17 protein-coding genes are annotated in these 17,154 nt (G+C 73.7%); 10 read left to right on the forward strand and 7 right to left on the reverse strand.

Annotated features, from left to right (window positions below):
* Window positions 1-37: 37 nt before the first annotated feature.
* The 3 genes from MUK52_RS18665 (at window position 38) to MUK52_RS18675 (ending at window position 3,869) form a co-directional block, all read left to right on the forward strand.
* A complete protein-coding gene (locus MUK52_RS18665) occupies window positions 38-1,591 on the forward strand; it encodes an MFS transporter (RefSeq protein ID WP_284578412.1) in 1,554 nt (517 codons plus the stop codon).
* A 183-nt stretch (window positions 1,592-1,774) separates the two neighbouring features.
* Window positions 1,775-2,542 carry a dioxygenase family protein gene (locus MUK52_RS18670; protein WP_114058976.1) on the forward strand — a complete coding sequence of 256 codons (768 nt, stop codon included), beginning with the start codon at window positions 1,775-1,777 and terminating at the stop codon, window positions 2,540-2,542.
* A 349-nt stretch (window positions 2,543-2,891) separates the two neighbouring features.
* Complete coding sequence (locus MUK52_RS18675) at window positions 2,892-3,869, forward strand: sigma-70 family RNA polymerase sigma factor (protein ID WP_114057931.1); 978 nt, start codon at window positions 2,892-2,894, stop codon at window positions 3,867-3,869.
* 155 nt (window positions 3,870-4,024) lie between these two features.
* Here the strand turns inward: MUK52_RS18675 and MUK52_RS18680 are convergent, their stop codons facing one another.
* Entirely contained in the window at window positions 4,025-5,044 is a 1,020-nt protein-coding gene (locus MUK52_RS18680) for a helix-turn-helix transcriptional regulator (RefSeq protein ID WP_284578414.1), read from the reverse strand.
* 62 nt (window positions 5,045-5,106) lie between these two features.
* On the opposite strand from MUK52_RS18680, the gene MUK52_RS18685 reads away from it, so the two are divergent.
* Window positions 5,107-6,696, forward strand: coding sequence for an MFS transporter (locus tag MUK52_RS18685; protein WP_284578416.1), 1,590 nt, complete (start codon window positions 5,107-5,109; stop codon window positions 6,694-6,696).
* Window positions 6,697-6,797: 101 nt separating this feature from the next.
* Here the strand turns inward: MUK52_RS18685 and MUK52_RS18690 are convergent, their stop codons facing one another.
* Window positions 6,798-7,577: a DUF6227 family protein gene (locus tag MUK52_RS18690; protein ID WP_114057928.1), complete on the reverse strand. Its 780-nt coding sequence runs from the start codon at window positions 7,575-7,577 to the stop codon at window positions 6,798-6,800.
* Window positions 7,578-7,770: 193 nt separating this feature from the next.
* Here MUK52_RS18690 and MUK52_RS18695 point away from each other — a divergent pair, with 193 nt between their 5' ends.
* Window positions 7,771-8,412: a vitamin K epoxide reductase family protein gene (locus tag MUK52_RS18695; RefSeq protein ID WP_284578419.1), complete on the forward strand. Its 642-nt coding sequence runs from the start codon at window positions 7,771-7,773 to the stop codon at window positions 8,410-8,412.
* 109 nt (window positions 8,413-8,521) lie between these two features.
* Here MUK52_RS18695 and MUK52_RS18700 read toward each other — a convergent pair whose 3' ends face one another.
* A complete protein-coding gene (locus MUK52_RS18700; RefSeq protein ID WP_114058975.1) occupies window positions 8,522-8,932 on the reverse strand; it encodes a rodlin in 411 nt (136 codons plus the stop codon).
* Between the two features lie 280 nt (window positions 8,933-9,212).
* Between MUK52_RS18700 and MUK52_RS18705 the strand changes: the two genes are divergently transcribed.
* Together MUK52_RS18705 and MUK52_RS18710 are read left to right on the forward strand one after the other, a co-directional pair.
* Complete coding sequence (locus MUK52_RS18705) at window positions 9,213-9,728, forward strand: hypothetical protein (protein ID WP_284578421.1); 516 nt, start codon at window positions 9,213-9,215, stop codon at window positions 9,726-9,728.
* 180 nt (window positions 9,729-9,908) lie between these two features.
* Window positions 9,909-10,148 (forward strand): chaplin, encoded by a 240-nt coding sequence (locus tag MUK52_RS18710; RefSeq protein WP_114057925.1) that lies wholly within the window; start codon window positions 9,909-9,911, stop codon window positions 10,146-10,148.
* Window positions 10,149-10,229: 81 nt separating this feature from the next.
* On the opposite strand, the gene MUK52_RS18715 is transcribed toward MUK52_RS18710, so the two are convergent.
* The 4 genes from MUK52_RS18715 to MUK52_RS18730 all read right to left on the reverse strand — a co-directional run bounded on the left by MUK52_RS18715 (window position 10,230) and on the right by MUK52_RS18730 (window position 12,929).
* Complete coding sequence (locus MUK52_RS18715) at window positions 10,230-10,577, reverse strand: hypothetical protein (protein WP_114057924.1); 348 nt, start codon at window positions 10,575-10,577, stop codon at window positions 10,230-10,232.
* Between the two features lie 159 nt (window positions 10,578-10,736).
* A complete protein-coding gene (locus tag MUK52_RS18720; protein WP_284578425.1) occupies window positions 10,737-11,933 on the reverse strand; it encodes a chaplin in 1,197 nt (398 codons plus the stop codon).
* Window positions 11,934-12,054: 121 nt separating this feature from the next.
* On the reverse strand, window positions 12,055-12,288 hold the full coding sequence (locus MUK52_RS18725) for a chaplin (protein WP_114057922.1): 234 nt from the start codon (window positions 12,286-12,288) through the stop codon (window positions 12,055-12,057).
* 230 nt (window positions 12,289-12,518) lie between these two features.
* A complete protein-coding gene (locus tag MUK52_RS18730) occupies window positions 12,519-12,929 on the reverse strand; it encodes a rodlin (protein WP_114057921.1) in 411 nt (136 codons plus the stop codon).
* A 392-nt stretch (window positions 12,930-13,321) separates the two neighbouring features.
* Here MUK52_RS18730 and MUK52_RS18735 point away from each other — a divergent pair, with 392 nt between their 5' ends.
* Genes MUK52_RS18735 through MUK52_RS18745 form a run of 3 tightly spaced genes read left to right on the forward strand, consistent with a single transcriptional unit; the run spans window position 13,322 to window position 17,152 of the window.
* Entirely contained in the window at window positions 13,322-14,425 is a 1,104-nt protein-coding gene (locus MUK52_RS18735; RefSeq protein WP_246042716.1) for a DUF3344 domain-containing protein, read from the forward strand.
* A gap of 19 nt (window positions 14,426-14,444) precedes the next feature.
* Complete coding sequence (locus tag MUK52_RS18740; protein WP_114057919.1) at window positions 14,445-15,641, forward strand: glycosyltransferase; 1,197 nt, start codon at window positions 14,445-14,447, stop codon at window positions 15,639-15,641.
* A complete protein-coding gene (locus MUK52_RS18745) occupies window positions 15,638-17,152 on the forward strand; it encodes an exopolysaccharide biosynthesis polyprenyl glycosylphosphotransferase (RefSeq protein WP_246042715.1) in 1,515 nt (504 codons plus the stop codon). Before MUK52_RS18740 ends, MUK52_RS18745 begins: the two co-directional genes overlap by 4 nt.
* Window positions 17,153-17,154 lie beyond the last annotated feature (2 nt).

The following is a 17,154-nucleotide window of genomic DNA, read 5'->3' on the forward strand; positions in this document are numbered from 1 at the left end:
CATTTCCGCCATTCCGTACACCGAAGTGGGTACCCCCATGCCGAAAACAGCCGACACCGCCGATCCGCTCGGGGCGGCGGCCCCCGATCCCAACCGCTGGAAGGCGCTCGTCTTCATCGCGCTGGCGCAGCTGATGGTCGTCCTCGACGCGACGATCGTGAACATCGCGCTGCCCTCCGCCCAGGCCGACCTCGGCATCTCCGACGGCAACCGCCAGTGGGTCATCACCGCCTACGCGCTCGCCTTCGGCGGACTGCTGCTCTTCGGCGGCCGCATCGCCGACAAGTGGGGCCGCCGCAACGCCTTCGTCGTCGGACTGATCGGCTTCGCCCTGGCCTCCGCGCTCGGCGGCGCCGCCACCGGCGAGGCGATGATGCTCGGCGCCCGCGCCCTCCAGGGCGCCTTCGGCGCGCTGCTCGCCCCGGCCGCGCTCTCGCTGCTCGCCGTGATGTTCACCGACGGCGCCGAGCGGGCCAAGGCGTTCGGCATCTACGGCGCGATCGCGGGCGGCGGCGGCGCGGTCGGCCTGATCCTCGGCGGGTTCCTCACCGAGTACCTGGACTGGCGCTGGACGTTCTTCGTGAACATCCCGTTCGCCGTCGTCGCGGCCGTGGGCGCCTGGCTCGTCGTGCGGGAACCCGTCGGCGGCCGCAACCGGGCCCCGCTGGACCTGCCGGGTGTCCTGCTGTCCACGCTCGGCCTGGTCGTGCTCGTGTACGGGTTCACGCGCGCCGAGTCGGCCGGCTGGTCGGACGCGTGGACGATCCGCATGTTCGCGGCGTCGGTGGTGCTGCTCGGCGCGTTCGTCCTGGTCGAGTCGCGGGTGAAGTCCCCGCTGCTGCCGCTGCGCGTCCTGCTGGAGCGCAACCGCGGCGGCGTCTACCTCTCGCTGGGCCTGGCCGTCATCGCGATGTTCGGGCTGTTCCTCTTCCTCACCTACTACCTGCAGGTCGTGAAGGGGTACTCGCCGGTGAAGACCGGCTTCGCGTTCCTGCCGATGATCGCCGGCATGATCACGGGCTCCACGCAGATCGGCGCCCGCCTGATGAACCGCGTCCCGCCGCGGCTGCTGATGGGCCCCGGCTTCCTCGTCGCCGCGACCGGCATGCTGCTGCTGACACAGCTGGAGGTCGACTCCTCGTACACCGGGCTGATCCTGCCGGCGCAGCTGCTGCTGGGCCTGGGCATGGGCACCGCGTTCATGCCGGCGATGTCGCTGTCCACGCACGGTGTGGCCGCGGCCGACGCGGGTGTCGCCTCCGCCATGGTCAACACCTCGCAGCAGGTGGGCGGCGCGATCGGCACCGCCCTGCTGAACACCATCGCCGCGTCGGCGACGACCGCGTACCTCGTGGACCATGCGGGCGAGGCCGCCGCGGCCGGGGCCGCGGCCGGGCTGGTCCAGGCGCAGGCCATGGTGGAGGGCTACGCGGCCGCCATCTGGTGGGCGGTGGGCATCCTCGCCGCGAGCGCGGCCGTGGCACTGGCGCTGATCAACACCGGTCGTCCCGGCGCCGGCGGCCCGGTCGCCTCCGGTTCCGGCCGCGGCGCCGACACGGCGGAGGTCAAGGTTCCGGTGATCGCCCACTGACGGGCGCCTGGGTGCCCCGGGAATGACCGACGGCCCCGCGTTGTTCAAATTTGAACGACGCGGGGTTCGTCCTGTCCAGCCTTGTCCTTGTCCCCGGCCCCGCGCCCGCGAACGAGGAGCACCGCCGTGACCGCCACCCCGCACCCCGCCGCCGCCCCGGCCCAGGACCCGGCCCCCGCCCGCATGCCGGCCCTGTACCTCAGCCACGGCGCCCCGCCCCTGGCCGACGACCCGCTCTGGCCGGCCGAGCTGGCCGCCTGGTCCGCCGCCCTGCCGCGCCCGCGCGCCGTCCTCGTGGTCTCCGCCCACTGGGAGGAGGCCCCGCTGGCGCTCGGCGCCACCGAGACCGTCCCGCTCGTGTACGACTTCTGGGGCTTCCCCGAGCACTACTACCGGGTCCGCTACGGGGCCCCCGGCGCCCCGGATCTCGCCGCGTCCGTACGGGCGCTGCTGCACGCCCCCGGCATGCCGGTCCAGGACGCCCCGGACCGCGGCCTCGACCACGGCGCGTACGTCCCCCTCGTCGAGATGTACCCCGACGCCGACATACCGGTCCTCCAGGCCTCCATGCCGACCCTGGACCCCGGGCGGCTGATGGAGATCGGCCGCCGGCTCGCCCCGCTGCGCGACGAGGGCGTCCTGATCGTCGGCAGCGGCTTCTTCACCCACAACCTGGCCGCGCTCCGGCACACCGGGCCCGGCGTCCCCGCCTGGTCGGCGGAGTTCGACGCATGGGGCCGGGAGGCCCTCGACGCAGGCGACGTCGACGCCCTGCTCGACTTCGAGGCCAAGGCTCCGGCCGGCCGCCTGGCCCACCCGCGCACGGAGCACTTCGCGCCCCTCTTCGTCACCCTCGGTGCCGCGGACGCCGCCGGCGACCTCGGCCGCCGCTCGGACACGGTGGACGGCTTCTGGATGGGCCTGTCGAAGCGCTCCGTCCAGTTCGGCTGAGCCCGGTCGGCTGCCGCCCCGGGCGTTCGGCGGGCGCGGGGCAACCGGACGGGCCCGGACGGCGTCTCCAGGAGCGGGGGCAACGACCCGGTGCAGCGCCGCCCCGACGGTCCCCGCCCCCGCTCTGACCTGCATCTCTTCGCGGTCCGGAAACGCCGCCGAGCCTGCTCTGGGCAGGGCGGCGGGGCAGGATACTGCAAGATCGCGAAAAACATCGACCGGCGTGGGAATTCTGTCCCGATTCCAGTCGTTGTTTCCATCGGAAGCGGGCACTCGGGAGAGTGTCCGGGGACGCGCAGCCGCGTTCCAGCAGCCGCACCGCGACCTAACACTTTGCAAGGGAGCACGCATGGCAACCCGCGCCGTCGCCCGCAACGAGTCCACGGGCAGTGCCCGCGCAGCGGGCGGGGAGATCGCCGACCGCGACCTGGTCGGCATGTACCTGGACGAGATCGCGCGCACCCCGCTGCTCGACGCGGCCAAGGAAGTGGAGCTCTCGCAGATCATCGAGGCCGGCGTGTACGCGCGGGAGATCCTCGAAGGCGGCGTGGAGCGCAAGGGCGCCGGCCCCTCCCGCGAGGAGCTGGAGGCCCTCGTCGCCGAGGGCGAGCGCGCCAAGGAGGTCTTCATCCGCTCCAACCTGCGCCTCGTCGTCGCCGTCGCACGCCGCTACCCGCGCAGCGGCCTGCCCCTCCTCGACCTGATCCAGGAGGGCAACGCCGGCTTGGTGCGCGCCGTGGAGAAGTTCGACTACACCAAGGGCTTCAAGTTCTCCACGTACGCGACGTGGTGGATCCGCCAGGCCATCACCCGCTCCATCGCCGACCAGTCCCGCACCATCCGCCTGCCCGTCCACCTCGTCGAGGAGCTCGGCCGGATCCGCCGCGTCCAGCGGGAGTTCAACCGGGAGAACGGGCGCGACCCGGAGCACGCGGAGATCGCCGCCGAGCTGGACACGACCGAGAAGCGCGTCGGCGACGTCCTGGACTGGGCCCGGGACCCGGTCAGCCTGAACATGTCCGTGGACGACGAGGGCGAGACCCAGTTCGGCGACCTCCTGGAGGACACCTCCGCCATCTCCCCCGAGCAGTCCGTCCTCTCCCTGCTGCGCAGCGAGGAGCTGGAGGACCTGCTGGGCAAGCTCGACCAGCGCACGGCGTCGATCATCAAGATGCGGTACGGCATAGACGACGGCCGCGAGCGGACCCTGACGGAGGTCGGCAAGCAGCACGGCCTGACCCGCGAGCGAATCCGCCAGATCGAGAAGCACGCCCTCCTGGAGCTGAAGCGCATGGCCCACGACACCGGCTTCGACGCCGTGGCCTGACGCCCCCGCCGCGCCGCACCCCCGCCCCCGGCCCGCCGGGGGCGGCGCCGCACCCTGCGCCCGACCGGGAAGCCGCGCGGGCCAGGGCCGGCCGGCCGACGTGCAGCCGGGATCGGGGCTGTCCGGGCCGTACCCCGGCTGCTCGTCGTCTTCGCCTACGCGTCCGGCCTGGTGGTCCCGCGCCGCTCCTGACCCGTCCCCGCCCCAGTCCCCGCCCCAGTCCCCGCCCCCGCCGCCAGCCGGTCGGCGAGGCCGCGGGCGGCCGCCGCGAGGGAGGCCGGCCCGTGCACCGTGAAGGGCAGTCCCGTCAGGGCCAGCCGCGCCGCGACCCACTCCGCGGCGTCCCCGCTCTCGAACCGCGCCCGGCAGCGCCCGGCGTCCCCGGGCTCAGGGGAGACCTCGGCGTGCGTCTGAAGCCACTGCGGCAGCTCCTGCGCCGGCACCCCGAAGGAGACCTCCACCTCGTACGTCTCCCGCCCCCGCAGCCCCCGCCGTACGAAGTCCACGGCGTCCATCGGCAGCTCGCGCGGCGTGAAGCGGGCCCCCGTCGGGAACGGGTCGGCGACCCGGTCCACCCGGAAGGTCCGCCAGTCGTCCCGCTCCAGGTCGTACGCCACCAGATACCAGCGGCTGCCCGTGCTCACCAGCCGGTACGGCTCCACCAGCCGCTTCGTGTGCGCGCCGTCCCGGTCCCGGTAGGCGAACCGCAGCCGCTCCGGCCCGGCCACCGCGGCCGCCATCGCCGTCAGCGTCCGCGGGTCCACGGTGGCGCCGTCCCCGCGGGTCACGGCGATCGTCGCGGACTGCAGCGCCCCCACCCGGTGCCGCAGCCGCCCCGGCAGGACCTGCTCCAGCTTGGCGAGCGCCCGTACGGACGCCTCCTCCACCCCCTCGATCGCGTGCCCGGCCCCCGCCCGAAGCCCCACGGCGATGGCGACGGCCTCCTCGTCGTCCAGCAGCAGCGGCGGCATCGCCGCGCCCGCCACCAGCCGGTAGCCGCCCTCGGCGCCGAGCGTCGCCTCCACGGGGTAGCCGAGCTCCCGCAGCCGGTCGATGTCGCGGCGGATGGTGCGCGTACTCACCCGAAGTCGGCCGGCCAGTTCGCTGCCGGGCCACTCGCGCGGGGTCTGCAGCAGGGACAGCAGGGTCAGCAGTCGTGCCGGAGTGTCGGTCATGGCAACCAGCCTGCCAGCGAAATAGGACACGAACGGACCTACATCCCGTCTAGGTTCTTCCCATGACCGAGACGACCACGACATCGCCCGGAACCGACGACGGGCCCGCACGAGAGAAGCGGAACACCGACCTTCCCGACCTTTCCGACACCGGCGCCGACTCCGCCGCCCCCGCCGCCGACCGCCGCCGCTGGCTGGCGCTCGCCATCGTGATGATCGCCGCCTTCATGGACCTGGTCGACGTCACGATCGTCAACATCGCGATACCTTCCATGCGCGGCGACTTCGGCGCCTCCACGAGCGCCATCCAGTGGATCACCGCCGGCTACGCCCTCGCCTTCGCCGCGGGCCTGATCACCGGCGGCCGTCTCGGCGACATCTACGGCCGCAAGCGGCTCTTCCTCGTCGGCATCGCCGGCTTCACCGCCGCCTCGCTGCTCTGCGGCATCGCCCCCACCCCCGACGTGCTGGTCGCCGCCCGCATCCTCCAGGGCGCCATGGCCTCGCTGATGGTCCCGCAGGTGCTGGCGATCATCCACGTCACCTTCCCGCCGCACGAGCGCGGCAAGGTCTTCGGCATGTTCGGCGCCATCGTCGGCCTCGGCGCCGTCTCCGGCCCGATGCTCGGCGCCCTGCTGACCCAGTGGAACCTCTTCGGCCTCGAATGGCGCCCGATCTTCCTGATCAACCTGCCCGTCGGCATCGCCGGAGTGCTCCTCGGCCGGGCGTTCATCACCGAGTCCAAGGCCCCGCGGGCCCTGCGCCTCGACCTCGTCGGCGTCGTCCTGGCCACCCTCGGCCTGGTCATGCTGATCTTCCCGCTCACCCACGGCCGGGAGAACGACTGGCCGCTGTGGGGCTTCGTGTCCATGATCGCGGCGCCGTTCGTCTTCCTCGCCTTCGTCGCCTACGAGAAGCACAAGATCCGCAAGGACGGCTCACCGCTGGTCGAGCTCTCCCTGTTCAAGATCCGCAGCTTCGCGGGCGGTATCGCCGTCCAGCTCACCTTCGGCCTGGCGACCGGCATCTTCTTCCTGGTCTGGACGCTGTACATGCAGGTCGGCCTCGGCTGGAGCGCCCTGCGCGCCGGCACCACCGGCATCCCGTTCTCCATCGCCGTCTCCGTGGCCGCGGGCCTCTCCGTGCAGAAGCTCGTGCCCCGCTTCGGCCGCAAGGTCCTCCAGGCGGGCGCGCTCACCATGGCCGCGGGCATCCTGCTCTACATCTGGGAGTCCGAGCACTACGGCATGGCCATCACCTCCTGGCAGATGGCGGCGCCGCTGGTCGTCATGGGCGCCGGCATGGGCCTGATCGTCGCCCCGCTCACCGACACCGTGCTCTCCGAGGTCCCGCGCGAGCACGCCGGCTCCGCCTCGGGCCTGGTCAACACCACCGGCCAGATGGGCAACGCCCTCGGCCTCGGCCTCACCTCGGTCGTCTTCTTCGGGCTGATCGACGACGACAACGCCTTCGGCGCCCCGTACGTCGAGGCCTTCCGCGGCGCCCTGTGGTGGATCGCGGCCGTCCTCGCCCTGATCTTCGCGGTGATGTTCACGCTGCCCCGCAGGTCGCTCCCCGCACAGGAGGGCGAAGGCGGCGAACAGGCCGCGGTCGGGGCTGCGGGCACTGCGGAGAAGGTCCCGGCGGCCTGACCCGGCTGCCGGCCCCCCTGTGACGGGCATGTCCGTTCCCGAGCGGACATGCCCGTTCCCGCTTCCCGCAGGGACCCGCAGCCCCGGGGGAGCGGCCGCCGTCAGCCGTGGGCGCGGACCTCCATCGCCCCGCGGGCGGCCGCCTCCGTCGCGTACACCTCGCACATGTGGCGCCCGTCCGGCGTCGCCGTGTGCTCGACCTCCCACAGGCTGACCTCGCTCCCGTCGAGCAGCAGGAACGCGTGCTCGTACAGCCGGAAGCCGGCGTCCCGGCCGTCCGCGAGGCACTGCCGGGTGCCGAACGCCTGCGTGATCCGGTGGGCGTACGCCGAGCGCAGCAGCTCCGCCGCCTCGGGCCCGGGCCGGTCCGGGTTCTCGGCCCGCCGCAGCACCCGCCGTGCATGGTCGGCGGACTGGTCCACCGCGTACTCCCGGTGCCGCTGATCCGCCGTCGGCGGGCCGAACAGAGCGCCGAGGGCCGCCGCCTCCGCGTCGCCCTCCTCCTCCACCGCGGCGAACACGCCCTCCAGCGCCGGGTCGAACACCGGCTGCGCGGCGGCCTCGCCGAACAGCCGCGCCGCGGCGAGCCTGGTCTCCTCCCGGCTGGCGAACACCTCGTGCCGCAGCTCCCGGTCGTGCTCATGCCGGTGGACCAGTTCCCACAGCGAGGCCGACGTACCGTCGGGCAGCAGGTAGGTGTGCCGGTGGATCTCCCGCCACCGCCCCGCCGCAGGACTGTGGGCGGTGGTGTGGAGCGAAGAACTGTGGGCGAGCGCCGACCCGAGGCGCTCGACCAACCGGTCGGGCAGGTCATAGGAGTTGAGGGCGCGGCCCAGGAGTCGCTCGAGGTGCGCCTCGGTTGTCTCGTACGGATCGCTCAAGGTGGGTTCTCCAGGCCGTCGCAGTTAGTGACTTCGCGGGAGCACAACGTAGCCCCTGGTTCTGGCATCACGTCCGGGGTTCGGTAAAACGTCCGGGAAGCGCCGGGGGTTCCCGCCACCTTTTCAGGTCAACTTGCCTCGAAATGTACAGGGTTCGCCCCGGTCTGTCATGAAGCGGGGGACCATGGGCCGTATGGCAACGAAAACAGTGGGCGTCCCCCGCCAGCAGGCGCGGCCCGCCACCCGTCGGCAAGGCGAACCGTCCCCGGCCCCCCGGGCGTTGGCCTGGCTGCTCGTCCTCACCGGCGCCGCCGGGGTGCTGGCCTCCTGGGTGATCACCCTCGACAAGTTCCTGCTGCTGGAGGACCCGGACTTCAAGCCGGCGTGCAGCCTCAACCCGGTGGTCTCCTGCGGCAGCGTCATGCAGAGCGACCAGGCGGCGGTCTTCGGCTTCCCCAACCCGATGCTGGGACTGGTCGCGTTCGGGGCCGTGGTGTGCGCGGGGGCGGGCCTGCTGGCCGGCGCGCGCTACCGCACCTGGTTCTGGCTGGGATTGAACGCCGGCTGCGCGTTCGGCGTCGGCTTCTGCACCTGGCTGATGGTCCAGTCCCTGTACGAGATCAACGCGCTGTGCCTGTGGTGCTGCCTGACCTGGGTCGCGACGCTGCTGATGTTCTGGGCGGTGACCGCGCACACCGTCCGCACCGGCGCGCTGCCCGCCCCCGGCCCCGTCCGCGGCTTCTTCGCCGAGTTCGCCTGGGCGCCCCCGGCCCTGCACATCGGGATCATCGGCATGCTCGTCCTGACCCGGTGGTGGGACTTCTGGACGGGCTGACGGGCGGCCCGGGGCATGCGGAGGCCCCGGCGGCCGGATGCCGCCGGGGCCTCGTCACGTGGCCTCGTCACGTCTCCACGGGCAGGGCCCGGGTGGCGGGTGAGCCAGGTCAGCTGCCGACGGAGGCGTTGCCGGACAGGACCGGGATGTTGCTCAGGATGTGGGAGAGCGGCTCGTCGCCCTTGGCCTGGGTCGAGTTCTCGACGCACTGCTGGTTCATCGGGTTGGACAGGACGTTGATGTCCTGGACGCCGACGTTGACGAGCGCGAGGATCGACTGGGCGTTGACCTTGACCGGCAGGCCGACGCAGGGCTTGTTGAGGGTGCCCTGGACCAGGCTGAGCTGCGGGCTCATGTCGCCGGCGGTCTTCTGGTTGCCGTAGATCTGCTGGGAGCCGTTGCCGTTGACGGTGTTGACCCCGTTGTCGTTGCCGATGGCCATGGCCGGAGCGGCAACGGCAGCGCCCGCACCGACGGCGGCGGCGGTGACCGCGGCGGCAGTCATGATCTTCTTGAGCATCATTGGTCCTTTTGTCGCACGAGTGCCCGCTAGTGGAGCGCCCTGGTCAACTGGCCCCGGCCCGGCTTGGTTCCGCGCCTTCACTCAAACGGCCTGCTGCCGCGGGACTTTTCCCCGGCCCGGGTGAGTCGGTTCCGGACGCCTGCGCGAAGGCCGTACGCAGCCAGCAGGAATTGCGTCCAAGTGAGGGTTCCGGTTGCGTTCCGTGCAAGGACTTCTCACGGTGGGTAGCGAAGCGGATCGCTTCCGTCCGTTTTGTGTCCCCACCGAAGGAACCCCCATGCGCTCGAAGCCGTCCCGCCTCCGTGCACGCGTCCTCGTCCCGTCGGCCCTCGCGGCCGTCATACTCACCGGCGCGGCCGCACCCGCGGGCGCCGCCGACGGCGGCACGGCCGCGGACCTCCGCGAGCGGGTCGCGACGGCCAGGCAGCAGGCCGAGGAGCGCCGGGCAGCGGCCGCCGGCCCGGTCGACGACCTCCTGGCCGGGCTCACGCAGACCCTCGACGGGCTCCTGGCGTCCCTCCAGGGCCTGCTGCCGGGGGTGCAGCTGCCGCCCATCCAGCTTCCGTCGCTGCCGAGCCTGCCGAGCCTGCCGGGCCTGCCGGCCATCCCCGGCCTGCCGGAGCTCCCACCGGTGGGCTCGGTGCCGGAGATCCCGGAGATCCCGGAGATCCCCGAGCTGCCGGAGGTCCCTGAGGTCCCGGAGGTCCCGGAGGTTCCTGAGGTACCCGAGACCGAGGTGCCCGAGGTGCCCGAGGTGCCGGAGGTGCTGCCCGCCGTCCCCAAGCGGGCCTGAGCGGCCCTCGGGCGGGGCCCCGGGGGCCGGACGGGCGGCCGGAAACCGTGCGCGGTTGCGAGCGATTGGGCTGAACAGGTCAGACCGTGCGCGGGGCCGTGTCCGTCTGGGAGGCTGGACCGTTTCTCTCGGTGTGAGCCCCGGTCGGGGCAGAACGTCGAAACAGAAGGTGCAGCTCCCATGAACTCTGCCAAGAAGGCCGCCCTGGTCCTGGCCTCCGCCGGTCTCGCCGCGGCGGGTGCCACCGGTACCGCCCTCGCCGACTCGACGGCCGAGGGTGCGGCCGTGGGCTCGCCGGGCGTGCTCTCGGGCAACCTCGTTCAGGTCCCGGTCCACGTTCCGGTGAACGTCTGCGGCAACACCGTGAACATCATCGCCCTGCTGAACCCGGCGTTCGGCAACACCTGCGTCAACGCCTGACGCCGACGCCAGCAGGACATGCGCCCGTGGGCGCCACCGGCCTCGCCGGTGGCGCCCACGGTGCGTTGCGGGGGCGGGAGGTCAGGACGCGCCGCCGTTGAGCTGGACGCCGCCGAGCAGCGGGGAGGCCTGGGTGGCCTGGTTGGCCAGGCCGAGGAGCTCGCCCGGGGCGTTGTTGCGGATCTTGTTGAGCTGCTGGGCCGTCCCCACCACCTTGTCCACGTTCTCTCCCTGCTCGGCGATGCCGTTGCCCACGGTCGTCGGGAGCTGTTCGGTGACGGGGGCGAGCGCGTCGAAGGCCTCGGTGGCGCCGCCCGTCAGGCTCATGGGGGGCATCGCGGCCGGGTTCTCGGCGGCGAACGCACCCGTGGACGCGCCGAGGGCGGCAACGGAGCCGGCGAGGACCGCGGCGACCTTCGTGAGCTTCATTTTCGAAATCCTTTTCCAGCGGTGACCGTCGCACCGCTTTGCCCTGCACAACGATTCCCCGCCGCCGCGGAAACGCGTACGAGCGCACGGCGACGGCCGGAGAATCCGGCAGGGGATTCTCCGGCCGCGGTTTGCCGCAGAAAACCGGTGGGCGGCGGATCAGGCGATACGGGACCTGCGGTACAGGATGGCGCCGCCGAGGACGAGCGCCGAGGCGAGGATCGCCGCGGCACCCGCCTGGCCGGCGCCGGTCTCGGCGAGTACCGCGGTGGCGGCGGCGGGCGCCGGGACGGGCGCCGCCGGGGCCGGGGAGCCGGGTGCCCACGCGCCGGGGACGGGCGCGGGGACGGGCGCGGGGGCGGCCGGCGGGGGCCCGGCCGGGGTGCCGGACTCCGGGGCGGGAGCGGGCGCCGGCAGGGTCACCGGCATGCTGCCGCGCGGCGGCGCCGCCTCGGGGACCTCCTCGGCGACCGGAGCCGGGAGCGGGTGCGGGGTCTCACCGGCGGGCGGCTCGGCGGGCGGCTCGGGTGCGGGCAGCGGCTGCGGTGCGGGGGCGGGCGCAGGCAGCGGGGCGGGCAGCGGCTCGGGGGCCTCCGCGACGGGCGGCACCTCGGGGACGGGCTCCGGCAGCGGCTTCGGCTCGGGCTCGGGCTCGGGCATCGGGAGCGGCGCCGGCTGCTCCCCGACCGGCCCCGGCTCGGGCTGCGGCAGCGGCTTCGGCTCGGGCTCCGGCTCCGGCTGCGGCATGGGCGGTGCCGGGGGCGCCGGGTGCGGGAGGGGGGCCGGCGCGGGCCGGCCCTGCGGGTGGTCGTCGCACTCCTCCTCGGGCCCGCCGCCGTGCCGGACCTCCTCGGCCCGGGGAGCCGCGTGCTTCGGCGCCGTGTGCTTCGGCGGGGCGGGCGCGGGCGCGGCCTGTTCCGGTGCCGCGTGCTTCGGCGCCCGGTGGCGGCCCTCACCGGCCGGCGCCTGCCCGTCGCGCGGCCCGCCGGGCCGGGCGTGGCGTCCCTCGCGCTCCTGGAGGTAGCGCTCGAAGGCCTCGGCGTGCTCCGGGCTCAGGTAGCGGTCGTAGTCCCGGTGCGCGTGGTGGGCGTCCGAACCGGTCGAGTTGACGCAGGTGTTGCCGAAGGCCGGGTTCAGTGCCGCGCCGCCGTCCACGCTGTTGCCGCACACGTTCGGCGAGAGGGTGATCGGTACCGAGACGCTGTTGCCGGACAGCACGCCCGGGGAGTGCGCGGCTTCCGCCACCGCCCCCGGGTGCGCGGAGGCCGCGCCCGTCGCGATCGACAGCAGGCTCGATGCGGCCGCGGCCGTGAGCATTCCCTTGCCCAGTACCTGTCGGCTCAGTACCTGTCGCATGGGTCCTTCCCTGTTCTACCGGCGCGGGGCCGGTGCTGAATCGAAGGTGGCCCCGGAGTGCACCGCCGTGCACTCCGAGGCCACCCCGAGGAGTCCGCCCCTGCGGGGCGCTGACGCTACGTCAGTCGTTGACGCAGGTGTTGCCGAACACCGGGTTCAGCGCCGCGATGATGTTCACGGTGTTGCCGCACAGGTTGATCGGGACGTGGACCGGGACCTGGGCGAGGTTGCCCGAGGCGACACCGGGGGAGCCGATGGCCTGCCCCTCGGCAGCCGAGTCGGCCATGGCGGGCGAGGCGGCACCGGCGGCCATGAGAGCGCCGGCGGCCAGCACCACTGCCTTCTTGTACGTCATCTGAATTCGATCCTTTCCCGCAGGGGCTCGTCCCCTGCAGAAACAACAACGAGCGGGCGGGGGTAAGGAAACCCTTGTTTTTCCGTCCGGTTTCCGAGGATTTCCCCGGAAGCGGCCGGGGGTGAATTGCGGGCGGATTCGGGCCGCGCCGGCCTTTCCCCGGCCGGGTCCGGACGCGGCGAGGCCGCCGCGACCGGGAAGGTGCGGCGGCCTCGCTGCGCCGGGAGCGGTCAGCTGCCGGCGGAGACGTTCCCGGAGAGGATCGGGATGTTGTCCAGGATGTGGGAGAGCGGCTCGTCGCCCTTGGCCTGGGTGGAGTTCTCGACGCACTGCTGGTTCATCGGGTTGGACAGGATCGGGATGTCCTGGACGCCGATGTTGAGCAGGGCGGCGATCGACTGGGCGTTGACCTTCGCGGGCAGGGCGATGCAGGGCTTGTTGAACGAGCCCTGGATCAGCGCCATCTGCGGGCTCATGTTGCCGTAGGTGGCCTGGTTGCCGTAGATCTGCGAGGCGCCGTTGCCGTTGACGGTGTTGACCCCGTTGTCGTTCCCGATGGCCATCGCCTGCGGCGCCATGGCGGCGCCGATGCCCACGACCGAGGCTGCTGCCGCCGCCGTGGCCATCATCTTCTTGATCATTGTCGTCCCTTTTTTGCAGGATTGCCCGGTACTGGAGCATCCGGATCAACGGCCCGGCGTCGGCGAGGGTTGCGTGGCTTCACCCGGATGCCGCCGTTTCGGGCGGCGCGGTTGACGCTCGGGTGTGCGGACGGGCCGGTGCGGGCTCCGAGGGGGCGGAGGGGCTCCGCCCGGCGCGTGGCGGCGTCTGAGGCGGCGCCACGGGTGCTCCGGCCGGACTCCGCCATTTCCTTTCGGCCGAACGCCGGTCCCCCGGATAACGACTCGCCGCCTGCGAGGGTGCGTGTTATCGCCCAAAAGGCCGTACGCGCGAGTTGGACGTGATTCCGGGCCGGATTTCTGACAAAGTGCACTCCTGTTTTGTCGTCCTGATCGAAAATGGAGACAGGGTCATGGGTTCCTCCCGCAGAATCCTCGGCGCGCTCGGCCTGCTGTCCTGCCTCGCACTTTCGGCCAACGTCCCCGCCCTGGCCGCCGAAGCGCCCCCGGGTCCCGGGGAGGCCCCCCGGATTCCGTTCACGCAGCGTTACCAGGCCGTGCAGCACGGCGGGCTGGTCCGGGCCTCGAACTCCTCCATCGCCTGCCGCCGCCAGGAGGCGCCCGGGGCCGAGCCGTGCACCGAGGTGTCCAAGGGCGCGGCGGGGGTGAACGGCGACTTCGAGATGTTCTACAGCGAGGTCGACAAGGACCCCGACACCTACAACTCCACCCGGGCCGAACTGAAGGTCCCCCGGGGCGCCCGGGTCTCCTACGCCCGCCTGTACTGGGGCGGGAACCTGCGCGTCGGCGAGCAGAAGCCGCCGGAGGACAACGGCCGCGTGCTGGTCGCCGAGCCGGGCGGCGCGTACAAGGAGGTGCTCGCCGACACGGTGGTCGGGCACCGCACGGACGCCGGCAGCGACGCCTACCAGGCCTCCGCCGACGTCACGCCGCTGGTGCGCAAGGGCGGCGCCGGCATGTGGACGGTCGCCCAGCTCAACATCGCCATGGGCCACTCACCGGTGGGCGCCTGGGGCGGCTGGACGCTCGTCGTCGCCTACGAGCACCCGCAGGAGCCGCTGCGCAGGATCTCGCTGTGGGACGGCTTCGAGCAGGTCGCCGCCGGAGCCGGCGAGGCCGGCGGGCAGACGGTGCGGATCGAGGGCCTGGGCGCGCCGGCGGGCTCCCGCGGCAAGGCCGGGGTGGTCGCGTACGACGGGGACCGCGGCACCCTCGGGGACTCACTCACCGTGACCGCCGACAGCGGGCGCCGGGTCAGTGTCAGTGACGGCGAAAACCCATTCAACGACGTCTCGAATTCCACGATCACGGAATTCGGGCGCACTGCGTTCGTGCGACAGCCCGAACACCAGAACACTCTCGGATATGACGCGGACGTGTTCGACCTGAGTCCCGCCCTGTCCGGTGGCGCCCGCAGTCTGAACTTCACTTTCACGGGCGAGAACCAGGGTCAATTCCTCGGCGTGCTCTTCGTCCAGACAGACGCGCGCCGCTGAGCGCAAGGAACCGCTCCGCGTGGCCACACAGCAGCATCCACAGTCCTCCCCCTCCCCGCTGACCGTCCTGCACCTCGTGCAGCCCGTCGACGGCGGTGTCGCCCGGGTGGTCGTCGACCTCGTGCGCGCCCAGGCCGCCGCGGGCCTGCGGCCCGTCGTCGGCTGCCCGCGCGGCGGCCGCCTCGCCGACGAGGCCCGCGACGCCGGGGCCGACGTCCTCGCCTGGCGGGCGGGCCGCAACCCCGGGCCCGGCCTGGCCGCCGAGGTCCTCGGCGCCCGCAGGGCCGTCCGCCGTGCCCGCCCCGACGTCCTGCACGCCCACAGCGCCAAGGCCGGACTCGCCGGACGCCTCGCCGTCCGCGGCCGGATCCCCACCGTCTTCCAGCCGCACGCCTGGTCCTTCGACGCCGTCGCCGGGACCACCGCCGCGCTCGCCCTGCGCTGGGAGCGGTTCGGGGCCCGTTGGGCCGACCGGGTGCTCTGCGTCAGCGAGGCCGAGCGCCGGGTCGGCGAGGCCGAGGGCATCGCGGCCCGCTGGTCGGTCGTCCGCAACGGCGTCGACGTCGGCCACTTCCGCCCCCGCGACCCCGACCGGGCCCGCGACAGGGCCGCCGCCCGCACCGAACTCCCGCTGCCCTCCGCGTTCGTGGGCGACGGGCCGCTCGCCGTATGCGTCGGCCGGCTCTGCCGCCAGAAGGGCCAGGACGTCCTGCTCCGCGCCTGGCGGGAGGTGCTCGGCAACGTCCCCGAGGCGCGCCTGGCACTCGTCGGGGACGGCCCCGACACCGAACGGCTGCGCCGGTCGGCCCCGCCCGGCGTGCTCTTCGCGGGCGGCACCGCCGACATCCGACCGTGGCTTCGGGCCGCCGATCTCGTTGTACTGCCGTCGCGGTGGGAAGGCATGGCGCTCGCCCCGCTGGAAGCCATGGCATGCGGCCGTCCGGTCCTTGTCTCCGACGTCAGCGGTGCCCGGGAGAGCCTGCCGCCCGGCCAGGGACGGCTCTGCCTGGTGCCGCCGGAGGATCCGACGGCCCTGGCCAAGGCCCTGGGCCGGCTCCTTTCCGAGCCGCGGCTGCTCGCCGAACTCGGCGAGCAGGCCCAGCAGCACGCCCGGACCGAATTCGACGTGCGGCGGACCACGGACGCGGTCACGGGTCTGTACCACGAACTGCTGGGCAGGCCCCGGCCCTCGAACCAGGAGCGCATCAGCCGATGACCATGGACAGCGCACCAGCCCGGCACACCGGACAGGGCGGCACGGGGCGCGCCGGCGGCGGAGCCGGCACCGCCGCCGTCCGACGGGCGGCAGCGGCCGCCATCCACCCCCCGCGCCGGCCCGGGACGGAGCAGGCCCGCCCGCTGGTCCGGCCGCGGCGCGCCCACCCGCGCGACGGGGCGGCCGCGCTCGTCGCCGCCGACGTGCTGGCGGCGGCCGGGGCCGCGGCCGCCGCCCCCGGGCTGGGGCTGCCGGCCGCCGCGGCCGGTCCGGTCGCCGTGCTGGCCGCGCTGCTGCACGCGCAGGGCGGGCTGTACCGGCCGCGGCTCGCGCCGTCCGCGCTGCTCGAACTGCCCGCGCTGGCCGGGCGGGCCGCCGTCCTGTGGTGCGGGGCCGCCGCGGCTGTCGCGGCCGCCGACCCGCGGCGGGCGCTGGGCTGGTCGGCGCTGCTGGGCGCGGTGTGCCTGCACCTGGTGCTGACGTGCGCGGGGCGGGGGATCGCCAACGGGCTGCGCCGCCGCACCGCCCGCCGCCGGCCCGCGTCCGCGCTCATCGTCGGCCCGGGTGCCGGGGCGAGCGCGGTCGCGGCCGCCCTGCACGGGCGCCCCGAGTACGGGCTGCGGCCGGTCGGGCTCGCGGACACCGGGGCGGGCGCCGACGGCGACGGGGTGACGCCGGTCCTCGCCACGCACGAGGACATCCGGCGCGCGGTCATCCAGAACTCCGTCCGGCACGCGGTGTTCACCCGCCCGCCGGAGTCCGACGAGCGCACCGCCGCCCTCGTCCGGCTCTTCCACGACCACGGCTGCCGGCTGTGGCTCGCCGACCCGGCCGGCACCGCCAAGGTCACCGGCATGCGGGTCGCCCAGCCCGCCGACCAGCTGTGGGGGTACGCCGTCCAGCCGCTGCTGCCGCGCCCCGCACGGCAGGCGGAGCGGCGGGTGAAGCGGTTCATCGACGCGGTCCTCGCCGCCGTCGCGCTCGTCGCCGCCGCCCCGGTGATGGGGCTGTGCGCGCTGGCCGTACGGATCTCCGACGGGCCCGGGGTGATCTTCCGGCAGGAGCGCGTCGGCCTGTACGGGCGCCCGTTCACCCTGCTGAAGTTCCGCACCCTGCGGGCCGACGAGCACGAGTCGGCCACCCGGTGGACCGTCGCCGGCGACCACCGGATGAGCCTGGTCGGCTCGCTGCTGCGGAAGTCCTCGCTGGACGAGCTGCCGCAGCTGTGGAACGTCGTGCGCGGCGACATGAGCCTGGTCGGGCCGCGCCCGGAGCGGCCGTTCTTCGTCGCGAAGTTCGCCGCGGTCCACCCGGGCTACGAGGCGCGGCACCGGATGCCCGTCGGCATCACGGGGCTCGCGCAGATCAACGGGCTGCGCGGGGACACGTCCATCGAGGACCGGGCCCGCTTCGACAACCACTACATCGACACCTGGTCGCTGTGGCAGGACCTGTGGATCCTCGCCCGGACCGCGGCCTCCTTCTTCCGCTTCCGGCTGGGGGGCAGCTGACC

Origin of the sequence: Streptomyces sp. 2P-4, from assembly GCF_030167965.1 — a bacterium.
GTDB lineage: Bacteria > Actinomycetota > Actinomycetes > Streptomycetales > Streptomycetaceae > Streptomyces > Streptomyces globosus_A.

Coding starts and splice junctions, on each gene's coding strand:
- MUK52_RS18720 (WP_284578425.1), bottom strand. CDS start 11,933: ATGCGACAGGTACTGAGCCGACAGGTACTGGGCAAGGGAATGCTCACG.
- MUK52_RS18695 (WP_284578419.1), top strand. CDS start 7,771: ATGGCAACGAAAACAGTGGGCGTCCCCCGCCAGCAGGCGCGGCCCGCC.
- MUK52_RS18710 (WP_114057925.1), top strand. CDS start 9,909: ATGAACTCTGCCAAGAAGGCCGCCCTGGTCCTGGCCTCCGCCGGTCTC.
- MUK52_RS18700 (WP_114058975.1), bottom strand. CDS start 8,932: ATGCTCAAGAAGATCATGACTGCCGCCGCGGTCACCGCCGCCGCCGTC.
- MUK52_RS18685 (WP_284578416.1), top strand. CDS start 5,107: ATGACCGAGACGACCACGACATCGCCCGGAACCGACGACGGGCCCGCA.
- MUK52_RS18670 (WP_114058976.1), top strand. CDS start 1,775: ATGCCGGCCCTGTACCTCAGCCACGGCGCCCCGCCCCTGGCCGACGAC.
- MUK52_RS18745 (WP_246042715.1), top strand. CDS start 15,638: ATGACCATGGACAGCGCACCAGCCCGGCACACCGGACAGGGCGGCACG.
- MUK52_RS18675 (WP_114057931.1), top strand. CDS start 2,892: ATGGCAACCCGCGCCGTCGCCCGCAACGAGTCCACGGGCAGTGCCCGC.
- MUK52_RS18705 (WP_284578421.1), top strand. CDS start 9,213: ATGCGCTCGAAGCCGTCCCGCCTCCGTGCACGCGTCCTCGTCCCGTCG.
- MUK52_RS18680 (WP_284578414.1), bottom strand. CDS start 5,044: ATGACCGACACTCCGGCACGACTGCTGACCCTGCTGTCCCTGCTGCAG.
- MUK52_RS18735 (WP_246042716.1), top strand. CDS start 13,322: ATGGGTTCCTCCCGCAGAATCCTCGGCGCGCTCGGCCTGCTGTCCTGC.
- MUK52_RS18665 (WP_284578412.1), top strand. CDS start 38: ATGCCGAAAACAGCCGACACCGCCGATCCGCTCGGGGCGGCGGCCCCC.
- MUK52_RS18715 (WP_114057924.1), bottom strand. CDS start 10,577: ATGAAGCTCACGAAGGTCGCCGCGGTCCTCGCCGGCTCCGTTGCCGCC.
- MUK52_RS18725 (WP_114057922.1), bottom strand. CDS start 12,288: ATGACGTACAAGAAGGCAGTGGTGCTGGCCGCCGGCGCTCTCATGGCC.
- MUK52_RS18730 (WP_114057921.1), bottom strand. CDS start 12,929: ATGATCAAGAAGATGATGGCCACGGCGGCGGCAGCAGCCTCGGTCGTG.